The sequence below is a fragment of the Vreelandella arcis genome, from assembly GCF_900103865.1.
In the GTDB taxonomy this organism is placed as follows: Bacteria; Pseudomonadota; Gammaproteobacteria; order Pseudomonadales; family Halomonadaceae; genus Vreelandella; species Vreelandella arcis.
Genome location: NZ_FNII01000009.1, coordinates 76,995 through 100,324, shown reverse-complemented (window position 1 = coordinate 100,324; position 23,330 = coordinate 76,995). Strand labels below are relative to the sequence as shown.

Below are 23,330 nucleotides of genomic sequence, written 5' to 3'. Positions count from 1 at the left end.
CATGACGAATAAAGCAATCAAGTCAATTCGACACCCAGTCAGGCCGCCATCCTCGGTGACCGCCTTTTAAGCTTCCAGCCTATTGCCTTCCAGGCTCTGACAAAGCGCTGCCAACCTGTCGACCGTCTGCATTAACACCTCGTCCGGTACCGTCAGCGCCAACCGAATCAATGTCGTGGCACTCTCGCCAAAAGAGGCGCCAGGCATTACCGCCACACCCTGCTCTTCGAGTAGGCGCCAGGCAAAGGCCTCCCCGTCCAGACCGGTCTTGGAAACATCAATCATCAGGAACATACCGCCCTGAGGCAAGCTTGACGACAGCATCGGCAACTCGCTGATGGCCTCATGCAGAAGCTTAGCACGCCGCCCCAGCGCCTCACGCAGGCGGTCGGCGGTGTCAAAATGCTGTCGCAGGGCCACTTCGGTCATATCGGCGATAAACGGTTGGTTGCCGAACAGCATGGTTTCCGAGATCGGCAGCAGCCGCCGCGAGAATTCCACCGGGCCGATGGACCAACCGCTGCGGAAACCGGTGGCGGCATGGCTCTTGGAGATTGAGGACACCACCACGGTGCGCTCACGCAGCGCTTCGATTTCCAGCGGTGAGACAAAATCACCATCAAAAATCAACGCCTCGTAAACCTCATCGCAGAGAATCCACAGGTCATGCTCAATGCATAATTGGCCCAACTGCTCCAGAGACTCGCGATCCAACACCGCACCCGTGGGGTTATGGGGTGTATTGAGCATCAGCACCCGGCTTTGCGGCGTGATGGCGGCAGCCAGATCTTCGGGTTGCATGATGAAGCCATGCGCCATGCGCAGCGGCACCGGCTGCAAATGCGCGCCTGCAGCGCGAATCACCCCTTCATAGGTGGCGTAGTAGGGATCGCCGGTGATCACGCCTTCCCCTTCATTGACCAGCGCCAGGATCACGGCGAACAGCGCGGTCTGGGTACCAGGGAAGCACAGCACGTTCTCCTCACTTATGTCGGGCAAACGAGACGCATAGGTATCGATCAGTGCATCCACCAGGCCCGGCTCACCGCGCCCGTTGGAATAACGGGTACGACCGGCTCGCAAAGCATCGACGCAGTGCTCAACCAGGGCGCGATCGGTGGTAATGTCCGGCTCGCCGATACTCAATTCGATGATTTCTTCACCCTTGGCCTGGCGTGCTCTGGCGGCGTTGTGCACCGCCCATTTGTCACCACCTAGATCATACAGGCGATCGGTAATCGCGGCGTAGCGCATGAGTTATTTCCTATCGTGTTGCGGGTTAAGAAGACAGTGAATCGGCAGCGGCATGCTGCATCAGGGTGTTGCTAGGCAGCGCGAGGATACCCTCCGCTGCGCTCAGTGCGATTTTCGGCAGCAGCGCCGTGTCGTAGAGGCCGTGCCCTAGCCCCCCTTCAAGCCACAGACCATCGATCACGGCATTCAGGGCAATGGCATAGTGCTGGCAAGTGGTGGGATCCGCCGGACGTTTAAGCCCCATAAGCAGCGGGTGAATCAGCGTTTCCAGCAGGGCCATGAATTCGCGGTAGCTTTCCCGGTGGATATCGGCATAGGCCGGCTCGGTACGCACCCGTCCGATAAAGGTGGCCCATAACGCTACTTTGCGCGGAGACAGGTTGGGCGCGGTGACATTGGCGACGATAAAGCGCGCCAACCGCTGCTCGGGCGCCTCACTACCTTTCTCGGCAGACTCCCCGGCTTCGTTGGTCAGTTGCCCGATCAGGTAGCCATACGCAGCACTCACCATCGCCTCTTTGGAGCCGAAATAATGGCGAATGAGGCCCGCTGTCACCCCGGCACGTTCAGCCACGCGCCTTGCGGTAGCGCCGCTCATACCATGCTCGGCCACACAATCCAGGGTGGCTTCGAGCAAGCTGCGTCGCCGTGCGTCCATGGACCAACGTTGAAATGATTTCCTGCTCATAGTTCCCATCGCTTCCGGTAAAAAGCAGCCGTCTCAGCGTTTTCACGTCAAGTAGATCAGCACTTCGTAGAGGCGCCACCATTTAATAAGGTAAACTGCTGATAACCTTGTGAGTTTGGCGCCTAACCTGCTCATGAAGTCGACTAACCAACCGCATCAGATTCATCTTTCGTTGAATGTTGATACTTTGAATCTCGTCGGACTTGGCTTACAGTTATACTGTCGTATAACAAGAAATTAATTGCAAGCGCCTTCTAATATGACGACGTTTCCCGCTCCGGGAGGCAGATGGGCGCCCCCAGAGACGAGAGAACCAATGGCAAACGAACCTGCAATAGAGATACGCGACCTGCGCAAGCAATTCGGCTCCCTAGAGGTTCTGAAAGGTATTCCCTGACCGCCAACCAGGGCGATATTGTCGCCATCATTGGCGGGTCGGGCTCGGGCAAGTCGACACTACTGCGGTGCATCAACTTGCTAGAACGCCCAACCTCAGGCGAGGTGGCGATTCAAGGCGAAACTTATCGCCTGCGATCCGCCCGCCACGGCGACCTGGAAATTGCTGATCGGCGCCAGGTTCAGCGCATTCGCGCCCACCTCGGCATGGTCTTCCAGAATTTCAACCTCTGGCCGCACCGCACGGTGCTGGAAAACGTCATCGAGGTGCCCATTCATGTGCTGGGCATGAAGCGTGACGAGGCTATTCATCGCGCCGAGGGGTTGCTCGACCGGGTGGGGCTTGGCAGTAAGAAAGACATGTATCCAAGCTTCATGTCCGGCGGGCAACAGCAGCGAACCGCTATTGCTCGCGTACTGGCCGTCGACCCGCTGGCCATACTGTTCGATGAACCCACCTCGGCGTTAGATCCAGAACTGGTCGGCGAAGTGCTCGCCGTGATCCGTGATCTAGCCGCCGAACACCGCACCATGCTGCTGGTGACCCACGAAATGGCTTTTGCGCGGGACGTGGCTAGCCACGTGGTGTTTCTGCGCGAAGGCATCATCGAAGAGCAGGGCCCTCCCGAGCAGATTTTTGGCGACCCTCGCTCACCGCACCTGAAGCAATTCATCAGTTCGGTGGCCTGACCGTCAATGGCATTTCCGCCACGCCTTTAAACAGGACAGACCCTTTAAACAACACTGAAAACCACAGAGGAAGTTTCTATGATCAAGACACTAACCACCACCGCCAGCCTTATCGGCCTAAGCATCTTCGCTGCACCGGCCCTGGCCGAAACCTACAAGATCGGCCTGTCCGCCGAGCCCTACCCGCCTTTCTACTCACCGGATGCCGCCGGCAACTGGTCGGGCTGGGAGATCGACTTCATCGATGAGCTATGCGACCGCCTGGACGCCGAGTGCCAGATCAAGCCAGTGGCCTGGGAGGGCATCATCCCCGCCCTCAAAACCGGCAAGATCGACATGATCATCGGTTCGATGTCGATCACTCCGGAGCGCGCCGAACAGATCGCCTTCTCCAACAAATATTACGCTAGCCCCACCGGCATCGTGGCGCTCAAAAACAGTGATATTACGCCTACCCCAGAGGGCGTCGAGGGCGCTTATCTAGGCATTCAATCGGGCACCAACCAAGAGCAATATGCACGCAAGCATTACGCCGATACAGCCGATCTCAAGGTTTACCAGACTCTTAGTGAAGAGCTTCAAGACCTAGTCGCTGGCCGCCTGGACGCGGTGGTGGCCGACACCCTGGCCGTGCAAGACTTTATTAACTCCGAGACGGGCCAGGCCTGCTGCGAATACCGCGGTGAGGTGCCCAGCGACACCGACCTCATGAGCGAAGGCATGGGCGTAGGCCTGCGCCAGAGCGACACCGAACTCAAGGCAAACGTCAACGCAGCTATCGATGCGATGCGCGCCGACGGCACTTACGAGACCATCACTGAACCCTACTTCGACTTCGATATCTACGGCGGCTGATGCCCGCCCACGAAGGCCGCCCCAACAGGCGGCCTTCGCTTTTCCGCCTTAACAAGGACAACCGCCACTATGACGACTGTCTTCGATTTTAGCCTGCTGGCCTATTCGCCCCCCGGGTGGGGCAAGGTGCTACTGGTTGGGTTTCTGCGCTCGATCGAATTGGCAGCAGGCGGCTATCTGCTGGGCATCCTAATCGGCATCGCCGGCGCCAGCGGTAAGCTGTATGGCAACAAGGTCGTCCGCGACCTGCTGGAAATCTACACCATGGTGATCCGCGCCGTGCCAGAGCTGGTATTGATGCTGCTGTTCTACTATGTCGGCACCGACCTGCTAAGCCGCGCCTCGAGCGCCATGGGCTTCGGCGGTGTCAATATTGATGGCCTGACCGCCGGTATCCTGGTCATCGGACTGGTGCAGGGTGGCTACGCAACCGAAGTCTTTCGCGGTGCCATCCTCGCCATTCCCCGCGGCCAGATCGAAGCGGCTCATGCCTTCGGCATGCCCCCTGGGAAAGTGCTGCGCCGTGTCACACTGCCTGCCATGACCCCGCATGCCCTGCCCGGCATGGCTAACCTATGGATGATCGCCACCAAGGACACCGCCCTGCTGGCCGTTATCGATTTCAGCGAGCTGACGTTAGTCACCCGTCAGGCCGCTGGTGCTACCCAGTACTACATCATGTTTTTTCTCGCCGCGGGCGTGCTGTATCTGGCGTTAACGCTGGTGTCTAACTTCGCCCTGCGTCGCTTTGAGCGCCACGCACGGCGCGGTCTTGTCCCCGCACGCTGATTTCGAGGAATAATGCCTGTGTCTGACCCCCACCCTATCGCGTCGCTTGTTCGCCCCTCGCGAACGCGCACGTTAAACAAGCTATCGGGGCTGCTCGAGCCTCATCGCCTCATCCTGCTGGCGTTGTTCATCGCCGGTGTGTTGGCGGCGATTCAACTGATGGAATGGAGCTGGCTGCCCGGCTACCTACCCAAGCTCTGGGAAGGGCTGCAGATGACCCTGATTATGCTGGTTTCCAGCGTGGTCGTGGGTTTCCTGTTCGCTTTACCGCTAGGGCTTGCGCAGGTCAACGGCATCTGGCCGCTGCGCTGGCTGGCCACCGGCTTCTGTACCGTGATCCGCGGCACACCGCTATTGCTGCAGTTGTGGTTGTTCTACTTCGGCCTGGGTGCGCTGTTCGGCCAGTTTCCGGAAATCCGTGACTCCTGGGCCTGGGACTACCTGCGCCAAGCCTGGCCCTATGGGTTCATCGCTCTGACCGTATCGTTCGCCGCCTACCAAGGTGAGATCATGCGGGGTGCTTTTGCCGGCGTGCCGCATGGCGAGCTGGAAGCCGCCGAGGCCTTCGGTATGTCCCGGCGCAAGGTGTTTTGCCGGGTCTGGTTTCCGCGTGCCCTGCACCGCGCCCTGCCAACCCTAACCGGCGAGATCATCCTGCAGCTGAAATCCACGCCGCTGGTCGCCACCATCACGGTGATGGATCTGTATGCGGTGATTACCCAGGTGCGCCAGACCACCTACCTGACCTACGAACCGCTGCTGTTCCTGGTCGCTGTCTACCTGTGCCTAAGCGGCATTCTGATCGTTGGCTTGCGCTGGGTGGAGAACCGAGTGCCGTACTGACGCCCACTCACCTGGTCGTGGCGGCAATACCTACCAACGACAGGCTTAACCACGGTATCAACAAAAAAGAAGGGGGCGGCCCAATGGCCGCCCCCTTCTTTGTTCTAGCACCTGTTACAGCTCAATCCTTGTAGCTTGGATCCAACGCATCGAGGGTACGCAAGTGGGCTGCCCACTCAAGTTTGAGATCGCCGTCTTCATGAATGGTCTGGTCGTACTGGCGTGCCACATGGCGGGCTACGTCCTCCGGCACCAGCCGCACGGCCTGACCGGTGGACCGCACCGCCACCTGAAGCTCGCAGGCACGCTCCAGATAAAACATATTATTGAACATCTCAGCGGCCGAAGCGCCGGTGGTCAACAGACCGTGATTGCGCAGTATCAGCGCCGGATTACGCCCAAGGCTTGCCACAATGCGCTCGCGCTCGGCCAGGTTCAGGGCAATGCCTTCATACTCGTGGTAGGACACCCGCTCGTGGAACTGCAGCGCGATCTGGTTAAGCCGTGTTTCGAGGCCTGATTCCAACGACGACACCGCCACCCCGGCACGCGTATGGGTATGCATTACCCAGGCGGCATCATGGCTGGCGCCATGGATCGCGGAATGGATGGTGAAACCGGCCGGATTTACCTGTTCTGGACTGTCATCGACCTTATGGCCGTCAACGTTGATTTTCACCAACGAGGAAGCAGTGATCTCCTCCCACCGCCAGCCATAGGGGTTGATCAAGAAATGACCTTCCTCGCCCGGCACCCGTGCGGTGATATGGGTATAGATCAAATCCGTCAGACGGTAGTAGGCAGCCAGGCGATAGCAAGCCGCCAGCGCAATGCGGGTCTGTTGTTCGGCGTCGCTCATCGTATTGGATTGAGACGAATCGAGGCTCATCGGACGCTCCTTTGCAGCAAGTAATCGTCATGCAGCGTAAATAGGATTTGCTTCAGTAACCGCGTGACCGGTCGACACCCATGGCAAGCGGCTGACCATCGCGCAGGGCACGAGCGGTGTCGATCACCTGACTCGCGACCACTTCCGGCAGCGAGTCACTGGCGATGTGCGGGGTGATGCGAAGGCAGTCATGCTGCCAGAAAGGATGATCCTCGGGCAGCGGCTCTTCCCGGAAAACATCCAGGCTCGCCCCCGCTAGATCACCACGCTTAATCGCCTGAACCAGATCATCCTCGACCAAATGCTCACCGCGGCCAATCTGCACCAGCCAAGCGCCCGAGGCGAGCGTCGCGAACAGGTTTTTATTGAGCACGCTCTGGGTAGATGCCGTCAGGGGTAGCACATTGATCAGATAATTGGCGCCATCCGCCGCATCCATCACCGCGCTTTCACCGCTCAGATAAGTTACCCCCTCGACTGGCGCCTGCGGCTGGCTGCGGCAGGCCACGCGCACGGAAAAGCCGAGCGCGGCCACCGCCTCCACCACCGCACGGCCCATGGTGCCATGGCCCAGTACCGCCACCGTGGCGGATGCCGGCGCGCGCATGGGCAGCGGCTGCCAATGTGCCTTAACGGCATTGCTTTCCAGAGTGGCGAAGTCGCGTTCATGATGAAGCACCTCATGCGCCGCAAATCCTGCCATCAAATCGGCCTGGTGCGGATCGCGCACCCGAGCGATCTGAACCGCATTGCTTAGGCCGGGATGCGCCAACAAAGCATCGACGCCAGCACCAATGGACATTGCAAGCTCAAGATTAGGATAAGCCTCAAAGGCGTTCTCGTCGGGCAACCAGCAGATCGCAAAGCGTACGTCTGCAGGATTGTCAATCTCGTGCGGGTGGCGCAAGACGACATCGCTGGCGCCCTCGCGCAGGGCTTCACCATAAGTGGCATCCAGATCAAGCGAATCACTCAGATAGACGCCCAGGATCGAATTCGCATTGGTCATGCAGCTTCCTTCGGTTCACATTCAAGATAATCAGCGACTGTAAAGCAGCCCTTGTTACTCAACTGTATAATAAATCGACCAGCGATGCCATATCCGCAAGCATCTGCGTACTGGATGTATTGCGTCTTAAACTTGTGGAGAAACTGGATAACGCAAACAGGGCAGCGCCAACCCCGGCAGCCACGAAAGCCACCTGCTCTAGTAGTCGGCTGAAGGGATGCGCCACGGGGGGTAATAGAGTAAGGGTCTGTTTTTAATTTTAGTTAATGACGTGCACGAGTCTGCGCCCGAGATCAAAATGAGGGCACCCGCTCACAAAAGCAGAAAACACACAAGATAACGGTATAAAAACTCATTGCGGTTAGAGGAATCCGCGCACAACAGGCTACTTCCGTTAAGGAGCAGGCTTTCTGTCGCTAATCACCAAAATAGGCTTGATAGTTCACCTTCATCAACGAATTATCCTGCCCCATGGTCATCAGAAAGATACCAATCTTGCGGTTACCCTCGATCCAACTCACGCTGGCTTTTCTCATGATGCCTGCCTTGGTGGTTTCAGAATCCGCTTCTTCCCCATATTGTTCGCGCAGGTCTTTGGTCAACGCCTCCACCAGCGCCATATTGGTGTCGAAATCCCGCTCGTCGTCCAGCTTGAAGGTGACCTGAGTAAGCTGTCCGTTCATGAAGTAAAACTGCTGGGTAAACGTCTCGCCCGCCAGTTCAACGTCATCCTTGCGGACTTCTTCTACCGCCGTGGTGGCCAGGCGGCCACCGTCCTCAATGCGGTAAGCGCCATCCACCGCCCGCAAAACCTCCTTCACCGTCATCCCCGCGTTGGTCGGCCCCCATAGCTCGGCTGACAACGCCGTATTGGGTAAAAGCAGCAGCAGTAAGACACCCGCCAAGACATTACGCATTCGAGATTCTCCTTTGGTTTTTGTGTTTTGAAGATAGCAACATGGGGAGCAAAGCAAAGCTTTTTTATTCATAACGCTTAGCCAATAACAGCGCGTAGTTGGCGGCCCGCTGAGCGCTTAGTTAGAACACATCGGCCGGTTAACGTAGTTGACCATATTCACTTCACCAACCGACACATGTGTAAGCCCACAATTCTCATGTGGAAATCGCGTTTTATTCGGCATGGAAAGAATGTTGTTTAATAACTCGCGAAGCATGTGGCCGTGAGTGACCACCAGCACTCTGGCGAAAGGCTGGGATACGATTAATTTATGAGCCTCCACAACGCGACTCAGAAATGCCCCTGCGGCTTCATGTTCAGAAGGATAGTCATAACCAGATGTGTGGCGGAAGTACTTGAGTTCCTCTTGAACGGGAGACTCTCCCAGTACTAGCTGCCCTTCAGCCAAACAGGGATGAACGTCTACCTCTAGCTTTGCTGCCTGCGCAAATGGTCGGATGGTTTCCAAGGCCCTGGGATATGGAGAACTTAAAATGGCTTCGACCTCAAACTCCATGAGACCTTCAATGATGCTTTGTGCCTGCGAGCGACCGTGCGGAGTGAGCGTATCCCCGCTTCCAGTTGCCAACGCTCCATCTCGATTTGCTTTCGTCTCTGCATGCCTTAAGAGAAATATTTCCATATCTTCCTTATTCTACTGCCGGAGATTGGTGACTTCCCAAAGCACCGTCCAGTGCATCCTATTCTAGGAAATCGGGATCTGCTGCGCCCAAATAGCATCGATCTCCTCTAACAGTTCATCACCGAACAGACGTCGACCATAATGTCGTTTCCTTGCAATTTGCTACTCTGCGAGGAGATTACCTGTATAGATAGGGATAAAAATTGGCAGCAGGCTCATGGACTAATGAAGCGGCACTCTGCCCACCATTGTGCTTCAAGTATCTTTCGACTAACTGATAACCGAGGCTGTAACCGGCCCAATGAGGAAGCTCTCCTTGGCCAAAGAACCATGCTTCATGCCGGTAAGATGGCATGCTCCACTCTTGCTCTGCCTTCATGGCGCAAGCAACTGTCTCTTTATCACTTAACGCAGATTCCCAAGGCTCAGGCGCTGAACCATAGAGTTGGCGGCAAAAATGGCCCGCCAGCCCCTCGGAGACCAGGGCTTCTCCCAGGGTTCTGCCATACCCTGGCCCTCGCCAACGCATCACATGGTGGAGCTCGTGTACCACCATACGTTCGAACGGTTCCCCCATACTGTCGGCGAAATGGGCATTACCTGGGTCGAGTGTTAGCTGCATCATGGTGCCCGTAGGTGCATAACCGACAAATCCTCGGCACTCGATGACACATCCGGGCCAGACCTGCACCACTACATCCAGGTTGATTGCCGTCGACACTTGCTCGGCTCGATAGCGCGCTTCTTCTATCCCCTCGCTGATACGTTCGATCCAACCATCGAGTTGCCCGCAGGCATTTGCGTAGTGCACTGTCCATTGTGCCATGTGGCCTCCTACTTGCTTGATACGATGCTCTTCAGCTTTTACACATCCTACGCAAGGCTATGTTCATACCCGTAGGCTTTGTCTGAGAAGTCGGTGAGCGAAGGCCAGACAAGGCAAAAATCGGCGAAAAGACGGATCGGACTCGCGCACGAGCCGATTTTTAACGCAGTATGGTCGAGCGCAGCCAGTTTTCCGACAGAGACTAATACCTGCACTTATTAGGCAAGTTTATTATCCAGCAAGAACCTCAGGCTCACATCCGACGTCAAAATTGACGGAATTGGCAATAAAGCAGAACGAATGCGCTTTATCGTGGAGAGATTTGGCAAGCTCGCTATCGTCAGCCGCCCCTATTCGGATGCTTGGCTTCAGCGTTACGCTCTCGAAATAGCCACTGCCATTGGTCGTCTCAATCATTCGCCCTGTGGCGTTGTCTATATACTCCGTTACCGTAATGCCAGCGTTGGCACACAGATGCAGATACCAAAGCATATGGCATGCCGAGAGCGAGCTTAGCAATAGCTCTTCCGGGTTATAACGGGACGAGTCGCCCAGGAATGCGGGATCTGCCGATCCGAATACTGTCGGTTTACTGGCGCACGTTATCTCGTGGTCACGCGAGAAGGCGCGATAATGTTTGGTACCTTCGCCTGAATTCCCCGTCCAGACAACGGTAGCGGCATAATCGTGCCGACCTTTTTCTGACATTGATGCTTCCCTCTTCAGAAATGACCCGCCTCATCGCTTAAACGGAGACGCACCCGTCGATCGGCCTTTATCCACCATACTGAGCGAACACTTCTTCGCCGGTCAGCTGCTTGGTTTTTTCTGCTAGCGAATAGTAGCGTGGCTTTTGGTCGATGAATATTTGCTCGGTTATTTGCCAATCATCCGAGCCATCAAGAAGACCAACGGGAAGCGCGTAATGACCATCCTGCTTTAAGCGATAGAAGAGATGAGTGCCACACCGCTGGCAGAAACCACGTTCGGCCCATTCTGAGGAACTAAAGGTGGATATATGCTCTGTGCCTTGGAAGTCCACATCACCGGCAAACTCAACCGCAAACATAGGGCCACCACCCCACTTTCGACACATTGAGCAGTGACAAACGCCGACATGGTTGCTGTTGGTGGTAACAGTGACGCTGACCAGACCGCACAGGCAGGCCCCCTGACGCTGTGTGATAGATGCCATCTTGGTCTCCTTCAGTTGTGCTTACATCAACTCTGATGCCCCCCACTGCCGTCTCAATAAGGGAGGAAACGCAGCTGCTAGCCCGCTGGATCGATGGTCAAGCGTTGAGATAATGCTTCGTGGAGTGTTTGCCGGGCAGCTTCATCGAATAAAACAACGCGGATCAGGCGCACTTTGTGCAAGGTGGGCAGTATGGCTTCAAGGGTCGTCGCGCATACTTGTGCGGCCTGCTCCACCGGGTAGCCAAAGGCGCCAGTGGAGAGCGCCGGAAAGGCCAGCCGCTCAATGCCGTGCTCGTCAGCCAGTGTCAGCACATTGCGGTAGCAGTCTGCCAGCAACTGATCCTCGGGCTTATCCACGCCATACACCGGGCCCAGACAATGAATCACCCACCGGTTAGGCAGATCATGGCCGCCTGTAAGTACCGCCTGGCCCGGGGAGATAGGCGCCATAGGCCGCCCTTCTTCCGCCAAGCCTGGCCCGGCAGCGCGATGAAGCGCCCCGGCGACGCCACCGCCGGTTCTCAATTGCGCATTGGCAGCATTGACCACGGCATCGACATCGGGCTGCTGGGCAATATCACCCACCACGCACTGCACGCTGATGCGGTTGTCGCTCATAGGCTCCTCCGTCTATTGCCACGTATCATGCAGGCTCTAGTGTTGCTGAACCTTGGTGACTGCGGCAAATATTGAAAGTGTAGACTGAAAAAGAGCTTTGGTTCATGCATTGCCCTTTATGACCGCACCGGCTTCGCGAATCTTATCAATCGCGGTGCCAGCCTTGTTACTCGCTCCTGCATCGGATCCTTTCATGCCGCGCTGCATGTCGATGGCTATGAGAGCAATCTTTATGGGTCATATTTTTGTGCGCCATGGCTTTGCGGCGTGCCGGAGCGCTAGCGTAGGCGCGTCGGACAACAGCCACTGGTTAAGCTGCTTCGAAGTCCAGGGGATGAATGCCATCCAGGTTGACCGTATTGCGGGCCACCCAAAGATCGTACATATCCTGCATTGCCAACCAGCTCTCAGGAGTGCGACCGAGAACCTTGGATAGCCGCAAGGACATTTCCGGGCTAATACCACTAGCCCCTTTGAGAAGCCGAGACAACGTAGAGGGCGAGACGCCCAGGTTGGACGCAAGCTGGCGGGAGCTGATACCGAAAGGCTCCAAGTAAACCTCTCGGATGAACTCACCGGGATGTGGGGGATTATGCATAGTCATCAGTGATAATCCTCATAATCAAGAATGTAGGCGTTGCCGTCCTGAAATTCGAACGTCATGCGCCAGTTTCCGTTCACCCGAATCGACCACCGCCCTTTGTCTTTACCCTTCAATAGATGAAGCCGAAAACCGGGGATGTCCATGTCTTCCACCGAAGTCGCTGTATCCAGGGCAGCCAGCTGCATGCGCAGCTTCTTGGCGTGGTCAGGCTGTATGCCTGACGTGTTGCCAGTCGAGTAAAACCGCTTCAGTCCTTTGTGACGGAATGATTTAATCATGGGGAGATCTTAGCATGTTGCGCATCACGCAACAACAGAGCTTAACGCCTGCATAAGCGGCGGCCTGACAAGGCCGTCCGGTGGAGGCCTATTTGGGCCGAAACAAACTTAATGCACTGGTTAGGCATATCACTCATAGTCTGGGAAAAACGATTCGTCGCTATTGGCTGACCAACTGCTTTTTCTACTTGGTTTTGAGGGCCTGGACTCTTTTGATGATCTTGAAGGGCGGGATTGTCTTGACCCGCGAGAAGGCCTTGACTGTCTCGAAGGGCGAGAAGGCCCACCTGAGGAATATTTGGTAAAAAAAGCACATGTGCCATCTAGAAATGAATAAACACTACCATTGTGAACCCAGCCTAAATATCGACCGGAAAAAGAAACAACATACTGATTATTATGGAGATATGCTAATGGGGTACCATCATAATGATAGAACCACTTTTGATCTCTTAGATAAAAAACTGCCCTACCCGTTGCACAGTAAAATGTCACTACTTCATCTGGGTATGGACATTCGTCTTCCATTTTATTCTCCAACAAATGTGCCTAACGCTTTTGTTTAGCGGCGCCCCGCCAGGGGCGTCCGGTGGAGGCCATAGGCCGGAACAACCTACAACAACTGGTTATATCCATCCCATAGCTTCCTGTACCAAAGCTGTTCCGTAAGCCCAAATCACGGTGCCGACTACCATGAAACCAACGCCATATTTCTCATCAGCAAGGACTCCCAGGACCCAGCTTTCCATCTCTTTGCTTAGAGTCTTGGTACCCATTGGGCCAGCTCCCGCCTTGATGTGATATTTGTCGATCAAAGGTATTTTGAGATGAAATGCCATCGTGTGTTTTATGTTCAAGAAAATACCGCAAATGGTGACTACTGCACCTGCGCTGGCAAATAGGTCATCCCTATAACCCCAAAATACAGTTGCACAGAAAGAAGCAACACATATCAGTATCGCTAGCACGAGCAAAAAACGACGATTAAACCAGAACGGGTGCTCCACATTCATCATAAGTGCTTACTCGAACGCCAAAATCGATATAACGCCCGCATTTGCGGCTGGTTTGAAGCGCAGCGGAAAAACAGTCCGACAACATGCGCTTGTTAGTCTTATCTAAGTCGGTGCTGCTGTAATTCATTGCCAGTACACTCCTTGTAGAGTGCATTCATTGCCGTAAATGTATCCGCCAATTCAAATTTCGCGTAGTCTAAAAATCCACTCTTTCTTATGTCATGCGGAAAGGGCTCATCATTTTCTTCGGCAAGAAGTCCCTTAATTAAACCACTTCTAACGTGGGCCATATTTCGTACTTCTTCGTATGATGATTGAGCAAGATCGAATAAGTTAGAATCTAGTTCAGCAATGCTGGCAATAAACTTTTCGTAGTATTTGTCGTGTACTATCGGTATCGGGCAGCTCTCTATCAAATCATCGCCATCATATCCGTGGATATACTCTTGACCAGACTCTTTTATAAGAAGCGTATAATTAGCGTTTGGATGCTCTTCTTCCTGACTTTCTATGTCTTTCACAATCATGAGTAACCTTTTATATGCCCATAGATTCAACTCTAACTCTTCAGAAATTAATGATTTGTAAGCAAAGAGCTTTCTCTTTGACTCTCGTCTCTTTTTGAAAAACTCTAACACCTCTTTAACTATAAAAAGTAATATTGCCACTACAACCGTGACAGGTAATAAGCTGACATCTCCATTCACGACCTTGTCGGCTAACTTTGAAAAGCCTGGAGAGGAGGTTACCTCCAATGAAAAAGAGAACAAAATATACGCAAATGCCATAAGAACAACTGCGAAAGTAGCTCCTAACATTTCTGGCAAAAGACTTTTCAATAATGCTTTGATGCTAAAGCTCCTTCCGCCTAACGCGAAGCTTTGCGGCAATTTTGGAACCGCGAAGCGGTGGAAAAATTGTCCGGCAACAGCGGATGGTTATATTTTTCCGTCAATTTGATCTGCGGCCTGCTGTAGAACACTTGGATCAAGTGATGACGAAAGCTCGTTAAGGAAAATGACTTTACCACCATTTTCACTGGCACTTTTGAGTGGCCCTGGCTTTTTGTCGAGTGTCAGGACGTAATTGTGCACGGACAGTGCTCCAAGCTCGATATCGGCCTCTTGTTTGTTAAGAATCAAGGCATCTTTCCTTTTTCCCTGCCCACCAAACAGGGCGTTCAACCTTTTCCGTTCATTGTTCTCAAAAACGGAACTAAAGCCACCCGCACCAAATCCTGAGGATCGCTGCTCATCATCTGGATAACGCGGATCTTTGAAGCCAAAGGTGTGGACTTCCTCTATATCGCTACCGAGGAGTGAGAAGATGTATTTCTTGAGCCCGACCGTGCATGGCTTATCAGGCATCTGATTTATTTCAAAGCGACCATGCTTACTGATCGCTAGAGCGAACTTATCACGAGGAAAATAGGCCGTCAAATCAACATAATTTTGATAGGCGAAATCCCACACATTGTTGTCAAGATAGACTCGGTTCATCAGTTCCCTTAAATATAACGCCCGCGTAAAGCGCGCGAGGTACGAGTGTCGCATTTAACGCGCTTGTTACATTTTGGATTCCACATAGCTTGGCACATCCAGGGGTGAACCTCCAGAATGATAGTGGTCATCCAGGAAATAAGCCATTTTCTCTAACGGAGCGGAGTTATAACCAAAGCTTTGAATCTCGTTTATGTACCGACTTATGAAACCCTCTGCACCGAGTATGCTCCACTGAACTACATGAACGAGCTCATGAAAGTGCAGCCGAAGAGTACTTGCCTGCTTTGGGACTACATAGTAGGTGTTCTTGTAGGTAATGCCGTTCACAGGCATATCAATAAAATCACCGAGTCCCATTTGGCGCAGTTCGGGGAAATTAGGCTTAGGGATATCCTCCACAACCACAAAATACGACCCCCTCAAAAAGTGAGGCGGATAGAAACCACTAAATGAAGCCTCAAACGTTGAGCACGAATAGCGCTGGGATTGATATTCACGATTGGTTTCATCAATCCAATTTTCTATTCGGTTAATCACATACTCTCCAGAAAAATGTAACGCAGAGCGCACCGGTGACCTTTACAGAGCCGAGCGGCGTAAAGGGCATCCGCGTGACGCGTATGGTTATACACCGGCCTTGGCCTTTTGAATCAAGGCGGCCAAGTCCTTATTAATAGGCATTTTTTTAAAAGAACTGACATTTGCGCCGCCGGTATTACCTTGCGGCACTAGGCCAAAAGCGGTTTTAGTCGCAGCGCCAACAATACGAAATAGCTGACCCAGCGCTTCCCGGATTGAACCATTGCGGATAGCCCATGCCAACATCAGCACATGGATCCTAACGTGCCAATACGTTGATTCCTGCCCAAGCACATGCGCCCGCTCCAAATGACTAAATTCTTGCTGAGGATCACCTGCTGAGCTTGCCTCCCTGGCACTCGATAACTCCGCCTCGACATAGAAGGCTACTCGCTGTGTAAATGTACCTTGCATAAGGCCCTCCTCGTAGGGGTATAACGCCGCCAACACGCGCAGCGTTGCAGTGGCGACGGAAAAGCTGTCGCCGTGCTTGGCTTGGTTATGTGTAGGGCTCCCCGTCAGCACCTCACCTTCCGCGACTCTGCAACAAGTCACTGGTGCTCTACGACGATGCCTGTGCAGCACCCACCGTTTGTTGGATGATAGTCCACGGAACAGGCCGTGATCACGACAAATAAATCAGCATCGGCTCGCAGCAGCACGTTTCCACCGGGGGGATTGTCTGATGCAATCACTTCAAGCCGACCGTCGGGTTGCGGCTCGGATCGCTGGAACAGATTGACCGGGTCAGGAACAATCGGGAGGGAAATACCAGCTTTGGACAGGATACCCAGGAGGTTATCTCGACAGTTCGGGTGGCTCCGGAAACCGGCGCGCTCATAAAGCCCACGGTTGCATGCAGGAAAAAGCATATCGTGGGGACAGGGTGAGTTGTCTTCGATGAGCGTCAAGACCTGGTTAGCCTGTTCGCTGTAAAAGCTCTTGCCAGGAACAGGAAACATTCGTTCTGTAATGTCCCGTGTTTGCGAGGTGCTAAGCCAATCGACTCCATCGCTGCTCACGACGAACGCCCACAAGTCAGCAACCTGTTGGCCCTCGGGGTCAATCACACGCAAGCATTCACCCTTCTGCACTCGGAAGCCTCGCCCCGATTGTGGCGGTATTTCGGTGCGGTATTGCTGGTGTCTCTCAACTTCAAAATCATCTTCCATCTACATTCTCCAAGATGGAGTCTTTGAGCACATAACGCCGAAAGCACAGCGGCGACCTTGGAGTGGCTACGAAGGAGCCACGTAAAAGGCGTCCGGCGGCCATCGGCCGCGTACTGCTGCGACTTGTTATGGGCCAGGAGCACAACACCCGGACCCTTGTTGAATTGGTGGGCACGGAACTGTGCCGTATGAACAAAAGACACAGCAGTCTCCATGCTTAGGCTTCAGTAAAGCATGGCAAAACTCACACTCGTAAAAATACTGGCATGAGTCTGTAGGCATGGTTTCCTCTTTCTGGTGGCCACAGTTCGGACACTTGATCGTCGATTCCAAGACTACATCGACCATAGCCATGCTCTCCCGAAAGGTAAGAATTTCAGCCCCATCCATACTGGACGTGCCTCAGCACAGAAACTGACTAGGCCTATAACGAGGCTGTAGAAAAAACCACTTCCGAGCGATCTCTACCACCTGCTGCCTTAATTAATTTGTCCGGCTAGTAAATTGGCCGATTTTCTTAATACGGTTACTTCCACATTGATTCATCGTGCCGACGCTAATAACTCACCTTTGCTCGGCTCACCAAGGCGCACTTTTCGGGCATTACCCCCCGTTCACGCCTGCAATTGGCCATAATTCGCTAACTTCTCAATATTATGCACCAGGCAGTATAACTGCCACTGACCCTGCACCTTTTTCTTACCCCGTAGACTGAACCGGCTCAGTCTTTTCGTCGTGCCAATATTGCCGAACACCGGCTCCACTACCGACATGCGATGGCTGTAAATCTGCTTGCCCTTCGGGCTATCCACTCGGTGCTTCATCCAGTCGGTGTAATTCGGTAAGCGGTTGTTCTCAATGATAAAAGACACTTGGCGGCCAACACCGTTGCGATGGTCGGCAGAGCTCGGGTTCTGCATGCATCGGTATTTCTTTGGGCAATGCCGACATTGCAGCAAACGCCCTTCGAAGTGTACTCGGATCTTGCCATTGTCGGTGTCGCGTTGCCCTCGATAGGTCAATTTTTCGCCGGTTGGGCAGGTACACGTTAGCTTTACAGGATCAAACTGGAACGCGCTGGCTGGTGTCGTCTCTCGCCAGCCTTTGTCCGGTAGGTTCTGGTGGCGCTTGCCGTATTTGTCTTTCTGGTCGGCGAACTTCGGATCTCGACTGCGGAACTGGTTATCGGGGATGTAGCCATTGATCTGACGTTCGTGCAGGTATTTTATATTGGCTTCGTTAGCGAAGCCGGTATCCGCGGTCACGACGGGCCTTTCTGGTAGATGTTCTCCGCCATCCCCAGCTTCTTAAAGCGCGCTTCAACGGTTTCCAATACTGGCTGCAATGTGTGGTGTTCTTGGCCTTCGCCAAAGGCCTGAGCGTCAATAATGATTTGGTGTTTTTTGTCCACTGTGGCGACACCGTTATAGCGCTGGATCGTGCCTTTACTGGTGGTCATCTTGGCACTTTCGTTATCAGTGAGGTTGCTCTTCACTTCCTTGATCCGCTTCCCCCGGCCCATCCTTGGGCTGTGCGTCTTTAGGAAACGATCCAATTTGTTCATGGCCGCATCTAGCGAGAGGGTCGTCTTGGCCCGGCGAATGTCCCGATCCAGGTCGGCTTCCGTTTCGGCTTCATCACGCGCGTAGTGCTCTAGTAGGTGATGCCGAATCAGGCCTCTCAGTTTCTCCCGCTTCTCGCCCAGCTCTTTGAACGTACCCGACCACTCCTTAGAGGCATCGGAGGACATCTTACAGCCGTCAATGGCAAAGAGTTCGTTACCCAACAAGCCTTGTTCGTGGCACACCAGCAGCACTTGTTCAAACAGTGCTTCAATCTCATCGGCATGGCGGCTGACGAAGCTGGCCAGCGTGGTGAAATGGGGCACGGTATCGCAGGAAAGGGCTTTGAAAATAATATTGGTCTCGCAGCACCACTGCATCTCGCGACTGGAGGTGATGCCTTTGGAGTAGGCAAACAGGATGATCTTCAGCAGAATGGCCGGATCATAGGCCAGCCGACCTGTCGCATCGTTGCGATACTTAGGATGGAAAACCGACAAGTCGAGTTTATGCTCGATCAGGTAATGCACTGCGTGCTCAAAGGTGCCGGGTTGGAGTTGATCTTGGTAGTTGATCACCACCATGGCGTTCTGGTCGTAGTTATAAGCCTTGAAGCGCGGCATGCTGACCACTCCTCGTCTGTTTCCTCGATCCTACCAAAACATAGCCGTCAGCGAGGTTTTTCTACAGCCTCAACGCCTAAGCTCAGGTGCGTTTGAGGCGACGGCCGTTTTTGTGGTAACAAAAATGGGCGGCGGGTCAAACGTCACCTGCATCGATTTGTTATGTGCCTGCTCGCCACACCCTGAACGACTAAGCCATGCCAGCATGAACAACATTGATCGCTCGCTCAACGAATTGCCGTAACTCACCATCTATGATCTGCACTTGATCAGCGGATGGATTGGTGTCGTGATGGTACTGGCCGGCGTAACCATTGATGTCATTTAACTCATCGGTGATGTTCTGCGCATGAACAAGTGGACTGCCTTGTGGTGCATTATTGATTGCGTCGATGACCTGCCCAAAGAGCAAACCACCGCTTATCAAGCCGGGGAATCGCCGATGCAGGTATCCTTCAAGCATAGGCCTTATCGATCTAGCCACCTCCATGCTGCTCTGCGCTGTGCCGTTCAAATATTCGCCCAGCACCCTATGGCATTTGAAGTACGCGCTCTCGCACTCCTTATCAACGTCAATTGCATCAAAGTTACTATAACGGTTTGCGACGGTTTTCAATTTCACACATGCAATATTTTGAGGAGAACTTGCTCGTAAAATTTCATCCCTTAGGCTTCGCATGAAATGAATATCGTGAACCAACACGATTAGTTGCTCACAACCGTTATGAACTCTCTTCAAGATCAAACGCGTTTGCTGCTTGCGATTAAGATCCAAACTGCACATAGGGTCGTCAATGACAACGACTTTATTTGCCAAGTCAGGATCAGACTCAACAGATGCTATAAAAAACGCAAATGCTAATGTCCGTTTGTCACTCTCACTCAAAGAAGTATTAAAATCTGGTATGCCTCCGGTCAATTCAATATTTGACCCTCGCATGTGTAAGTTGTAATTACTTCTCAATCCGCCCCTGTAGTTGAAATCTATGTTTGGAATTGAAAATTGCGCACCGAAATCACCAAGCAGTTGATTTATTCTGCCTTTGTAGCGTTCGAGCGTTGCCTGCATGATGGCATTCAAGGCATCCTTTTTATTTTGCTTTTCTTCCTTAGTAGCAACTTCCTGCGCAAGAGCCGCATCAAGTTGAGAGAAGAGATCAATAACATCCTGTCGATGTCGAAGCTTCGCCAACTCCAAATTGGTAATTGCCTGACGTAAACCATCCGGATTCACAGCGGCCAAGCTCGCCTTGTATGCCGTGATTAGGTTAACTGCATGGTCTATACCGTCATTACACGACTTCACTATTCCAATGAGTTCATTCCAGATGCCAATCAGTTCATTCTTCGTGTCGTCGGAACCTACTGATTCAAGGAGATTTGCTTCTTTGGCAAGCCTTAGAGCATCAAGACGGCCTCTTATGGTAGCTAATTTTTGCTTCGCAGCCTCACCATCAAATTCTGGAGGAGGTATCTCAACATGCTCCTGCCAACCGTCAATGATCGCGCTAGCGGTCGCAAAACTCGCTTGAAGTCTTTCGATGATTGCTTCGGGCGTTGTAATTGATATTAGTCTGATCAGATCAGCGACAGAAGCCTTCAGTTGGTTGTAATCCTGATTGAAATAGCTGCGATAGGCTTGTATGAGATCGACCCCTTCAAGTGGTTGGTTGCAATATGGGCAACTTTCCATCTCTCCAAAGGCGTGGCCATCACTGATCCATCTTTCAAGGTTCGGCTTGGCATGAGCGTCTAAGTGCTGCTTGACTCGTTGCTCTGCGGCCAGATCAATATCGGCTAGCGAGCTTTCAAATATATCGAAGATTTGAGCAACATCAAAAGCTGGCTCATCCAACTTCTTAGGCATAGCTTTCGCTTGGATTACGCCGATATTCTGTGCTTCAACAATACGTTCGTTTAACGCTGCGATCTGGTCGTCCGCATCTGCCACTTCCGCTAGGTCTCGGAACTGTTGCAGTGAAACTCCCCGATGAAACCCAGTCAGCTGATTAGTGAGGTCTCTTACCGATTGAGATGCCGCAAGCGCATCATTGTCAGCTTGATCGTACTCACGTTGAGCGTTCACTGCGCTGGTTCCCAACGCAAATTGAAGTAGGTTCTTCCTCTGATCAGTCGTTACCTGACCGCCCGCGTATACGTTTTGCTCTACAAAGTCCGCATCGAAGACCAGCAGTTCTGGATGTGGGTTGCTCCAACTACTGTTTGCAAACGCCGACTGCTGCCCATTCGAGAATTGAAGGAGAACCTCGGGTTGGTGGCTGCCATCTATCGTTTTTCGGCGACGGATCAAATCAGAATCATTATAAGCACAAGACCGAAAGATAGACGCGAGAGTAGACTTTCCTACTCCGTTATCAGCATAAACAAGAGTTGCCTTCTTAAAAGCATGCTGCCTGCCGTCTGCATCATGGAGAAGGCCAATTCCCTTAACTCGGTGTATTCTTTCTAGTGTGGTGATTCTCAAGTTCGCATAATTAATCTGACTTGTCGGTGCGCCGATCAAGAGCTGATGCGGCTCGACCCACCGACGCCACTATCTGGTCAGCAGTTTTCCGCCACTGGAAAGGCTTTGGGTTCTCGTTATAGACCGACAGGTAGTGCCGAATAGAATCTTCCAAGTCCTTCACGCTTGTGTGCGCCTGACGCTTGATCCACCTCTCGCTGATCGTGGAAAAGAATCGTTCTACCAGATTCAACCATGATGCTGACGTTGGCGTGAAATGAACATGATAGCGCGGCCTCTCCGCCAACCAGGCCTTTACCTTATCGGTCTTGTGTGTCCCATAGTTGTCCAGAATGAGGTGGACATCGAGATCCGCTGGCACTGACCGATCGATGGCATTGAGGAACTCAAGAAACTCCACACTGCGGTGCCGCCGCTTGAGGCGACCAATGACTTCACCGGTCGCAATGTCTAGTGCCGCAAACAACGAGGTCGTGCCATGACGTTTATAGTCGTGGGTACGTGTCTCAGGCTGCCCAAAGGTTAATGGCAGGCCTGGCTGGGTACGGTTGAGTGCCTGAATCTGGCTCTTCTCGTCAACCGACAGGACGATCGCCCGGTCAGGAGGATCCATGTAGAGACCGACGACGTCATGCACCTTGTCGACGAAAGCCGGATCAGTAGACAGTTTGAACGTCTTCTCCCTGTGGGGTTTGAGGCCGAAGGCCCGCCATATCCGATGCACACTGGCCGGGGAAATCCCTGTCACTTCGCTCATGGAGCGCGTGCTCCAGTGGCTGGCATCTTCTGGCTTTTCCTTTCGTACCCGATCAATGACATCCTGAATCACGTCGTCGGAAATTGATCGTGGACGGCCACTACGAACTTCATCATTCAAGCCGTCCAGACCATAGGCAGCAAAGCGCCGCCGCCACCTCGAGACCGTTTGTGCAGTGACACCCAATCGCTTACCAATCGATGTGCCGGGCTCACCGTCTTTGCAACCCAATATGATCAAGGCGCGGAGTCGCTCATCGGCAGGCCCTTTCCGAGCGGCCACTCGCCGATTCAGCTCAGCCAACTGATCGTTTGTGACGGTAATCTGGGTGGCAGGCCGACCTTGCTTGGCCATAATACCTCCAGCAATGGTGCGAAATTCAGGTATCAGGATAGTCTATATTTATGGGGTCAACTTGTGAAACACCACACTAGCATTATTTAGCCTCTGTAAATCCCCCAATCGCCAACCATCCAGCACTCAGTAGCGCCCAACCGGCACATAACAGGTATTAGACGGCGCGTCCTATGACTGCATAAACGCGCCTGCATGTTTACTTAGCAAATGTAGCCTACCTTTTCGCGTGTAACCACATGATTTTCAATTAAATTAATATTAATTAGGCTACATTTTCAGAATTCGCACGTTTGCGCGTTTTGCCAAGCTCAATAATACTGTATGCATACCCACCATCAGGGGATCGACACCAAATGGATATGCAAAGCAGATCCCCGAAACTAATGGATCGTGTGAAAGCTGTTATGCGAGTAAAGCGCTACAGCCCACGTACCGGAAAAACATATACGCTAAACGAATGCAAGCTACCGCCCCGGTGCGTCTGGGATGCGTTAAAACACTCCCCTTGCGACCGTCTCACCAATCTTAATCGCCTATTTCAAATTAAACAGACGTTATATCGTTGACGTTACTCAGTTTTATTTGGCATTGCAAAGCAGGTACAACGTTTTTTGCTATGGCATTCACCACCGCGATTTCATGGCGGGGTTTTGGTCATATCATCGCTCGGCTAGTCTGGCTCCTGCATGGGTGTGGTGCTTTTAGGGGGTTGCGTGGTGCTGTGGATTTCTGGGCATTTT

At 53.1% G+C, this 23,330-nt stretch carries 27 protein-coding genes and 1 pseudogene; 4 read left to right on the top strand and 24 right to left on the bottom strand.

Features of this window, described 5'->3' with window-relative positions; all coding sequences use genetic code 11:
* Positions 1–66 precede the first annotated feature (66 nt).
* Together BLR97_RS12325 and BLR97_RS12320 are read right to left on the bottom strand one after the other, a co-directional pair.
* Positions 67–1,254, bottom strand: a complete 1,188-nt coding sequence (locus BLR97_RS12325; RefSeq protein WP_089706832.1) for a pyridoxal phosphate-dependent aminotransferase — start codon at positions 1,252–1,254, stop codon at positions 67–69.
* 25 nt (positions 1,255–1,279) lie between these two features.
* Entirely contained in the window at positions 1,280–1,942 is a 663-nt protein-coding gene (locus BLR97_RS12320; protein ID WP_244511302.1) for a TetR family transcriptional regulator C-terminal domain-containing protein, read from the bottom strand.
* Between the two features lie 316 nt (positions 1,943–2,258).
* Here BLR97_RS12320 and BLR97_RS12315 point away from each other — a divergent pair.
* The 4 genes and pseudogenes from BLR97_RS12315 to BLR97_RS12300 all read left to right on the top strand — a co-directional run bounded on the left by BLR97_RS12315 (position 2,259) and on the right by BLR97_RS12300 (position 5,515).
* Positions 2,259–3,028, top strand: a pseudogene (locus tag BLR97_RS12315) (ABC transporter ATP-binding protein).
* A 78-nt stretch (positions 3,029–3,106) separates the two neighbouring features.
* Positions 3,107–3,883 carry a transporter substrate-binding domain-containing protein gene (locus tag BLR97_RS12310; RefSeq protein ID WP_089706830.1) on the top strand — a complete coding sequence of 259 codons (777 nt, stop codon included), beginning with the start codon at positions 3,107–3,109 and terminating at the stop codon, positions 3,881–3,883.
* A 69-nt stretch (positions 3,884–3,952) separates the two neighbouring features.
* A complete protein-coding gene (locus BLR97_RS12305; RefSeq protein WP_089706829.1) occupies positions 3,953–4,672 on the top strand; it encodes an ABC transporter permease in 720 nt (239 codons plus the stop codon).
* Between the two features lie 12 nt (positions 4,673–4,684).
* Positions 4,685–5,515 carry an ABC transporter permease gene (locus BLR97_RS12300; RefSeq protein WP_089706828.1) on the top strand — a complete coding sequence of 277 codons (831 nt, stop codon included), beginning with the start codon at positions 4,685–4,687 and terminating at the stop codon, positions 5,513–5,515.
* A 121-nt stretch (positions 5,516–5,636) separates the two neighbouring features.
* Here BLR97_RS12300 and BLR97_RS12295 read toward each other — a convergent pair whose 3' ends face one another.
* From BLR97_RS12295 to BLR97_RS12195, 22 genes are all read right to left on the bottom strand, one after another.
* The gene (locus BLR97_RS12295) at positions 5,637–6,404 is read right to left on the bottom strand and encodes a class II aldolase/adducin family protein (RefSeq protein ID WP_089706827.1); all 768 of its coding nucleotides are present in this window, start codon (positions 6,402–6,404) and stop codon (positions 5,637–5,639) included.
* Positions 6,405–6,456: 52 nt separating this feature from the next.
* Entirely contained in the window at positions 6,457–7,413 is a 957-nt protein-coding gene (locus BLR97_RS12290) for an NAD(P)-dependent oxidoreductase (RefSeq protein ID WP_089706826.1), read from the bottom strand.
* Between the two features lie 416 nt (positions 7,414–7,829).
* The gene (locus tag BLR97_RS12285; RefSeq protein WP_089706825.1) at positions 7,830–8,330 is read right to left on the bottom strand and encodes a hypothetical protein; all 501 of its coding nucleotides are present in this window, start codon (positions 8,328–8,330) and stop codon (positions 7,830–7,832) included.
* A gap of 117 nt (positions 8,331–8,447) precedes the next feature.
* Positions 8,448–9,014 carry a histidine phosphatase family protein gene (locus BLR97_RS12280; protein ID WP_089706824.1) on the bottom strand — a complete coding sequence of 189 codons (567 nt, stop codon included), beginning with the start codon at positions 9,012–9,014 and terminating at the stop codon, positions 8,448–8,450.
* Positions 9,015–9,192: 178 nt separating this feature from the next.
* Complete coding sequence (locus BLR97_RS12275; protein ID WP_089706823.1) at positions 9,193–9,840, bottom strand: DUF2268 domain-containing putative Zn-dependent protease; 648 nt, start codon at positions 9,838–9,840, stop codon at positions 9,193–9,195.
* Positions 9,841–10,071: 231 nt separating this feature from the next.
* Positions 10,072–10,548 (bottom strand): OsmC family protein, encoded by a 477-nt coding sequence (locus BLR97_RS12270; RefSeq protein WP_089706822.1) that lies wholly within the window; start codon positions 10,546–10,548, stop codon positions 10,072–10,074.
* Positions 10,549–10,615: 67 nt separating this feature from the next.
* Complete coding sequence (locus BLR97_RS12265; protein WP_089706821.1) at positions 10,616–11,035, bottom strand: GFA family protein; 420 nt, start codon at positions 11,033–11,035, stop codon at positions 10,616–10,618.
* 77 nt (positions 11,036–11,112) lie between these two features.
* On the bottom strand, positions 11,113–11,655 hold the full coding sequence (locus BLR97_RS12260) for a macro domain-containing protein (RefSeq protein WP_089706820.1): 543 nt from the start codon (positions 11,653–11,655) through the stop codon (positions 11,113–11,115).
* 310 nt (positions 11,656–11,965) lie between these two features.
* On the bottom strand, positions 11,966–12,259 hold the full coding sequence (locus BLR97_RS12255; protein WP_089706819.1) for a HigA family addiction module antitoxin: 294 nt from the start codon (positions 12,257–12,259) through the stop codon (positions 11,966–11,968).
* Positions 12,259–12,537 (bottom strand): type II toxin-antitoxin system RelE/ParE family toxin, encoded by a 279-nt coding sequence (locus BLR97_RS12250; protein WP_089706818.1) that lies wholly within the window; start codon positions 12,535–12,537, stop codon positions 12,259–12,261. The genes BLR97_RS12255 and BLR97_RS12250 overlap by 1 nt, the downstream gene beginning before the upstream one ends.
* A gap of 129 nt (positions 12,538–12,666) precedes the next feature.
* Entirely contained in the window at positions 12,667–13,065 is a 399-nt protein-coding gene (locus BLR97_RS20175) for a 4-fold beta flower protein (protein ID WP_422821921.1), read from the bottom strand.
* A gap of 98 nt (positions 13,066–13,163) precedes the next feature.
* A complete protein-coding gene (locus BLR97_RS12240; RefSeq protein WP_089706816.1) occupies positions 13,164–13,553 on the bottom strand; it encodes a hypothetical protein in 390 nt (129 codons plus the stop codon).
* A 98-nt stretch (positions 13,554–13,651) separates the two neighbouring features.
* Positions 13,652–14,443: a hypothetical protein gene (locus BLR97_RS12235; RefSeq protein ID WP_139172944.1), complete on the bottom strand. Its 792-nt coding sequence runs from the start codon at positions 14,441–14,443 to the stop codon at positions 13,652–13,654.
* A gap of 48 nt (positions 14,444–14,491) precedes the next feature.
* A complete protein-coding gene (locus BLR97_RS12230) occupies positions 14,492–15,052 on the bottom strand; it encodes a hypothetical protein (RefSeq protein ID WP_089706814.1) in 561 nt (186 codons plus the stop codon).
* Between the two features lie 66 nt (positions 15,053–15,118).
* Positions 15,119–15,592, bottom strand: coding sequence for a hypothetical protein (locus BLR97_RS12225; RefSeq protein ID WP_089706813.1), 474 nt, complete (start codon positions 15,590–15,592; stop codon positions 15,119–15,121).
* A gap of 87 nt (positions 15,593–15,679) precedes the next feature.
* A complete protein-coding gene (locus tag BLR97_RS12220; protein ID WP_089706918.1) occupies positions 15,680–16,048 on the bottom strand; it encodes a DUF3703 domain-containing protein in 369 nt (122 codons plus the stop codon).
* A gap of 137 nt (positions 16,049–16,185) precedes the next feature.
* Positions 16,186–16,806 carry a DUF1989 domain-containing protein gene (locus BLR97_RS12215; protein ID WP_089706812.1) on the bottom strand — a complete coding sequence of 207 codons (621 nt, stop codon included), beginning with the start codon at positions 16,804–16,806 and terminating at the stop codon, positions 16,186–16,188.
* Between the two features lie 126 nt (positions 16,807–16,932).
* Positions 16,933–17,154: a GDCCVxC domain-containing (seleno)protein gene (locus tag BLR97_RS20095; RefSeq protein ID WP_089706917.1), complete on the bottom strand. Its 222-nt coding sequence runs from the start codon at positions 17,152–17,154 to the stop codon at positions 16,933–16,935.
* A 266-nt stretch (positions 17,155–17,420) separates the two neighbouring features.
* Positions 17,421–18,071, bottom strand: coding sequence for a transposase (locus BLR97_RS19960; RefSeq protein WP_244511301.1), 651 nt, complete (start codon positions 18,069–18,071; stop codon positions 17,421–17,423).
* Positions 18,068–18,991 (bottom strand): transposase, encoded by a 924-nt coding sequence (locus BLR97_RS19955; RefSeq protein WP_244511300.1) that lies wholly within the window; start codon positions 18,989–18,991, stop codon positions 18,068–18,070. The genes BLR97_RS19960 and BLR97_RS19955 overlap by 4 nt, the downstream gene beginning before the upstream one ends.
* Before the next feature lie 190 nt (positions 18,992–19,181).
* Positions 19,182–21,515, bottom strand: a complete 2,334-nt coding sequence (locus BLR97_RS12200) for an AAA family ATPase (protein ID WP_244511299.1) — start codon at positions 21,513–21,515, stop codon at positions 19,182–19,184.
* Positions 21,487–22,587, bottom strand: coding sequence for an IS630 family transposase (locus tag BLR97_RS12195; protein ID WP_089706811.1), 1,101 nt, complete (start codon positions 22,585–22,587; stop codon positions 21,487–21,489). Before BLR97_RS12195 ends, BLR97_RS12200 begins: the two co-directional genes overlap by 29 nt.
* Between the last annotated feature and the right edge of the window lie 743 nt (positions 22,588–23,330).

Bases quoted from the DNA above. Each gene is read 5' to 3' on its own strand.
- BLR97_RS12325 (WP_089706832.1), bottom strand. From the start codon at position 1,254: ATGCGCTACGCCGCGATTACCGATCGCCTGTATGATCTAGGTGGTGAC.
- BLR97_RS12320 (WP_244511302.1), bottom strand. From the start codon at position 1,942: ATGAGCAGGAAATCATTTCAACGTTGGTCCATGGACGCACGGCGACGC.
- BLR97_RS12310 (WP_089706830.1), top strand. From the start codon at position 3,107: ATGATCAAGACACTAACCACCACCGCCAGCCTTATCGGCCTAAGCATC.
- BLR97_RS12305 (WP_089706829.1), top strand. From the start codon at position 3,953: ATGACGACTGTCTTCGATTTTAGCCTGCTGGCCTATTCGCCCCCCGGG.
- BLR97_RS12300 (WP_089706828.1), top strand. From the start codon at position 4,685: ATGCCTGTGTCTGACCCCCACCCTATCGCGTCGCTTGTTCGCCCCTCG.
- BLR97_RS12295 (WP_089706827.1), bottom strand. From the start codon at position 6,404: ATGAGCCTCGATTCGTCTCAATCCAATACGATGAGCGACGCCGAACAA.
- BLR97_RS12290 (WP_089706826.1), bottom strand. From the start codon at position 7,413: ATGACCAATGCGAATTCGATCCTGGGCGTCTATCTGAGTGATTCGCTT.
- BLR97_RS12285 (WP_089706825.1), bottom strand. From the start codon at position 8,330: ATGCGTAATGTCTTGGCGGGTGTCTTACTGCTGCTGCTTTTACCCAAT.
- BLR97_RS12280 (WP_089706824.1), bottom strand. From the start codon at position 9,014: ATGGAAATATTTCTCTTAAGGCATGCAGAGACGAAAGCAAATCGAGAT.
- BLR97_RS12275 (WP_089706823.1), bottom strand. From the start codon at position 9,840: ATGGCACAATGGACAGTGCACTACGCAAATGCCTGCGGGCAACTCGAT.
- BLR97_RS12270 (WP_089706822.1), bottom strand. From the start codon at position 10,548: ATGTCAGAAAAAGGTCGGCACGATTATGCCGCTACCGTTGTCTGGACG.
- BLR97_RS12265 (WP_089706821.1), bottom strand. From the start codon at position 11,035: ATGGCATCTATCACACAGCGTCAGGGGGCCTGCCTGTGCGGTCTGGTC.
- BLR97_RS12260 (WP_089706820.1), bottom strand. From the start codon at position 11,655: ATGAGCGACAACCGCATCAGCGTGCAGTGCGTGGTGGGTGATATTGCC.
- BLR97_RS12255 (WP_089706819.1), bottom strand. From the start codon at position 12,259: ATGACTATGCATAATCCCCCACATCCCGGTGAGTTCATCCGAGAGGTT.
- BLR97_RS12250 (WP_089706818.1), bottom strand. From the start codon at position 12,537: ATGATTAAATCATTCCGTCACAAAGGACTGAAGCGGTTTTACTCGACT.
- BLR97_RS20175 (WP_422821921.1), bottom strand. From the start codon at position 13,065: ATGGAAGACGAATGTCCATACCCAGATGAAGTAGTGACATTTTACTGT.
- BLR97_RS12240 (WP_089706816.1), bottom strand. From the start codon at position 13,553: ATGATGAATGTGGAGCACCCGTTCTGGTTTAATCGTCGTTTTTTGCTC.
- BLR97_RS12230 (WP_089706814.1), bottom strand. From the start codon at position 15,052: ATGAACCGAGTCTATCTTGACAACAATGTGTGGGATTTCGCCTATCAA.
- BLR97_RS12220 (WP_089706918.1), bottom strand. From the start codon at position 16,048: ATGCAAGGTACATTTACACAGCGAGTAGCCTTCTATGTCGAGGCGGAG.
- BLR97_RS12215 (WP_089706812.1), bottom strand. From the start codon at position 16,806: ATGGAAGATGATTTTGAAGTTGAGAGACACCAGCAATACCGCACCGAA.
- BLR97_RS20095 (WP_089706917.1), bottom strand. From the start codon at position 17,154: ATGGTCGATGTAGTCTTGGAATCGACGATCAAGTGTCCGAACTGTGGC.
- BLR97_RS19955 (WP_244511300.1), bottom strand. From the start codon at position 18,991: ATGCCGCGCTTCAAGGCTTATAACTACGACCAGAACGCCATGGTGGTG.
- BLR97_RS12195 (WP_089706811.1), bottom strand. From the start codon at position 22,587: ATGGCCAAGCAAGGTCGGCCTGCCACCCAGATTACCGTCACAAACGAT.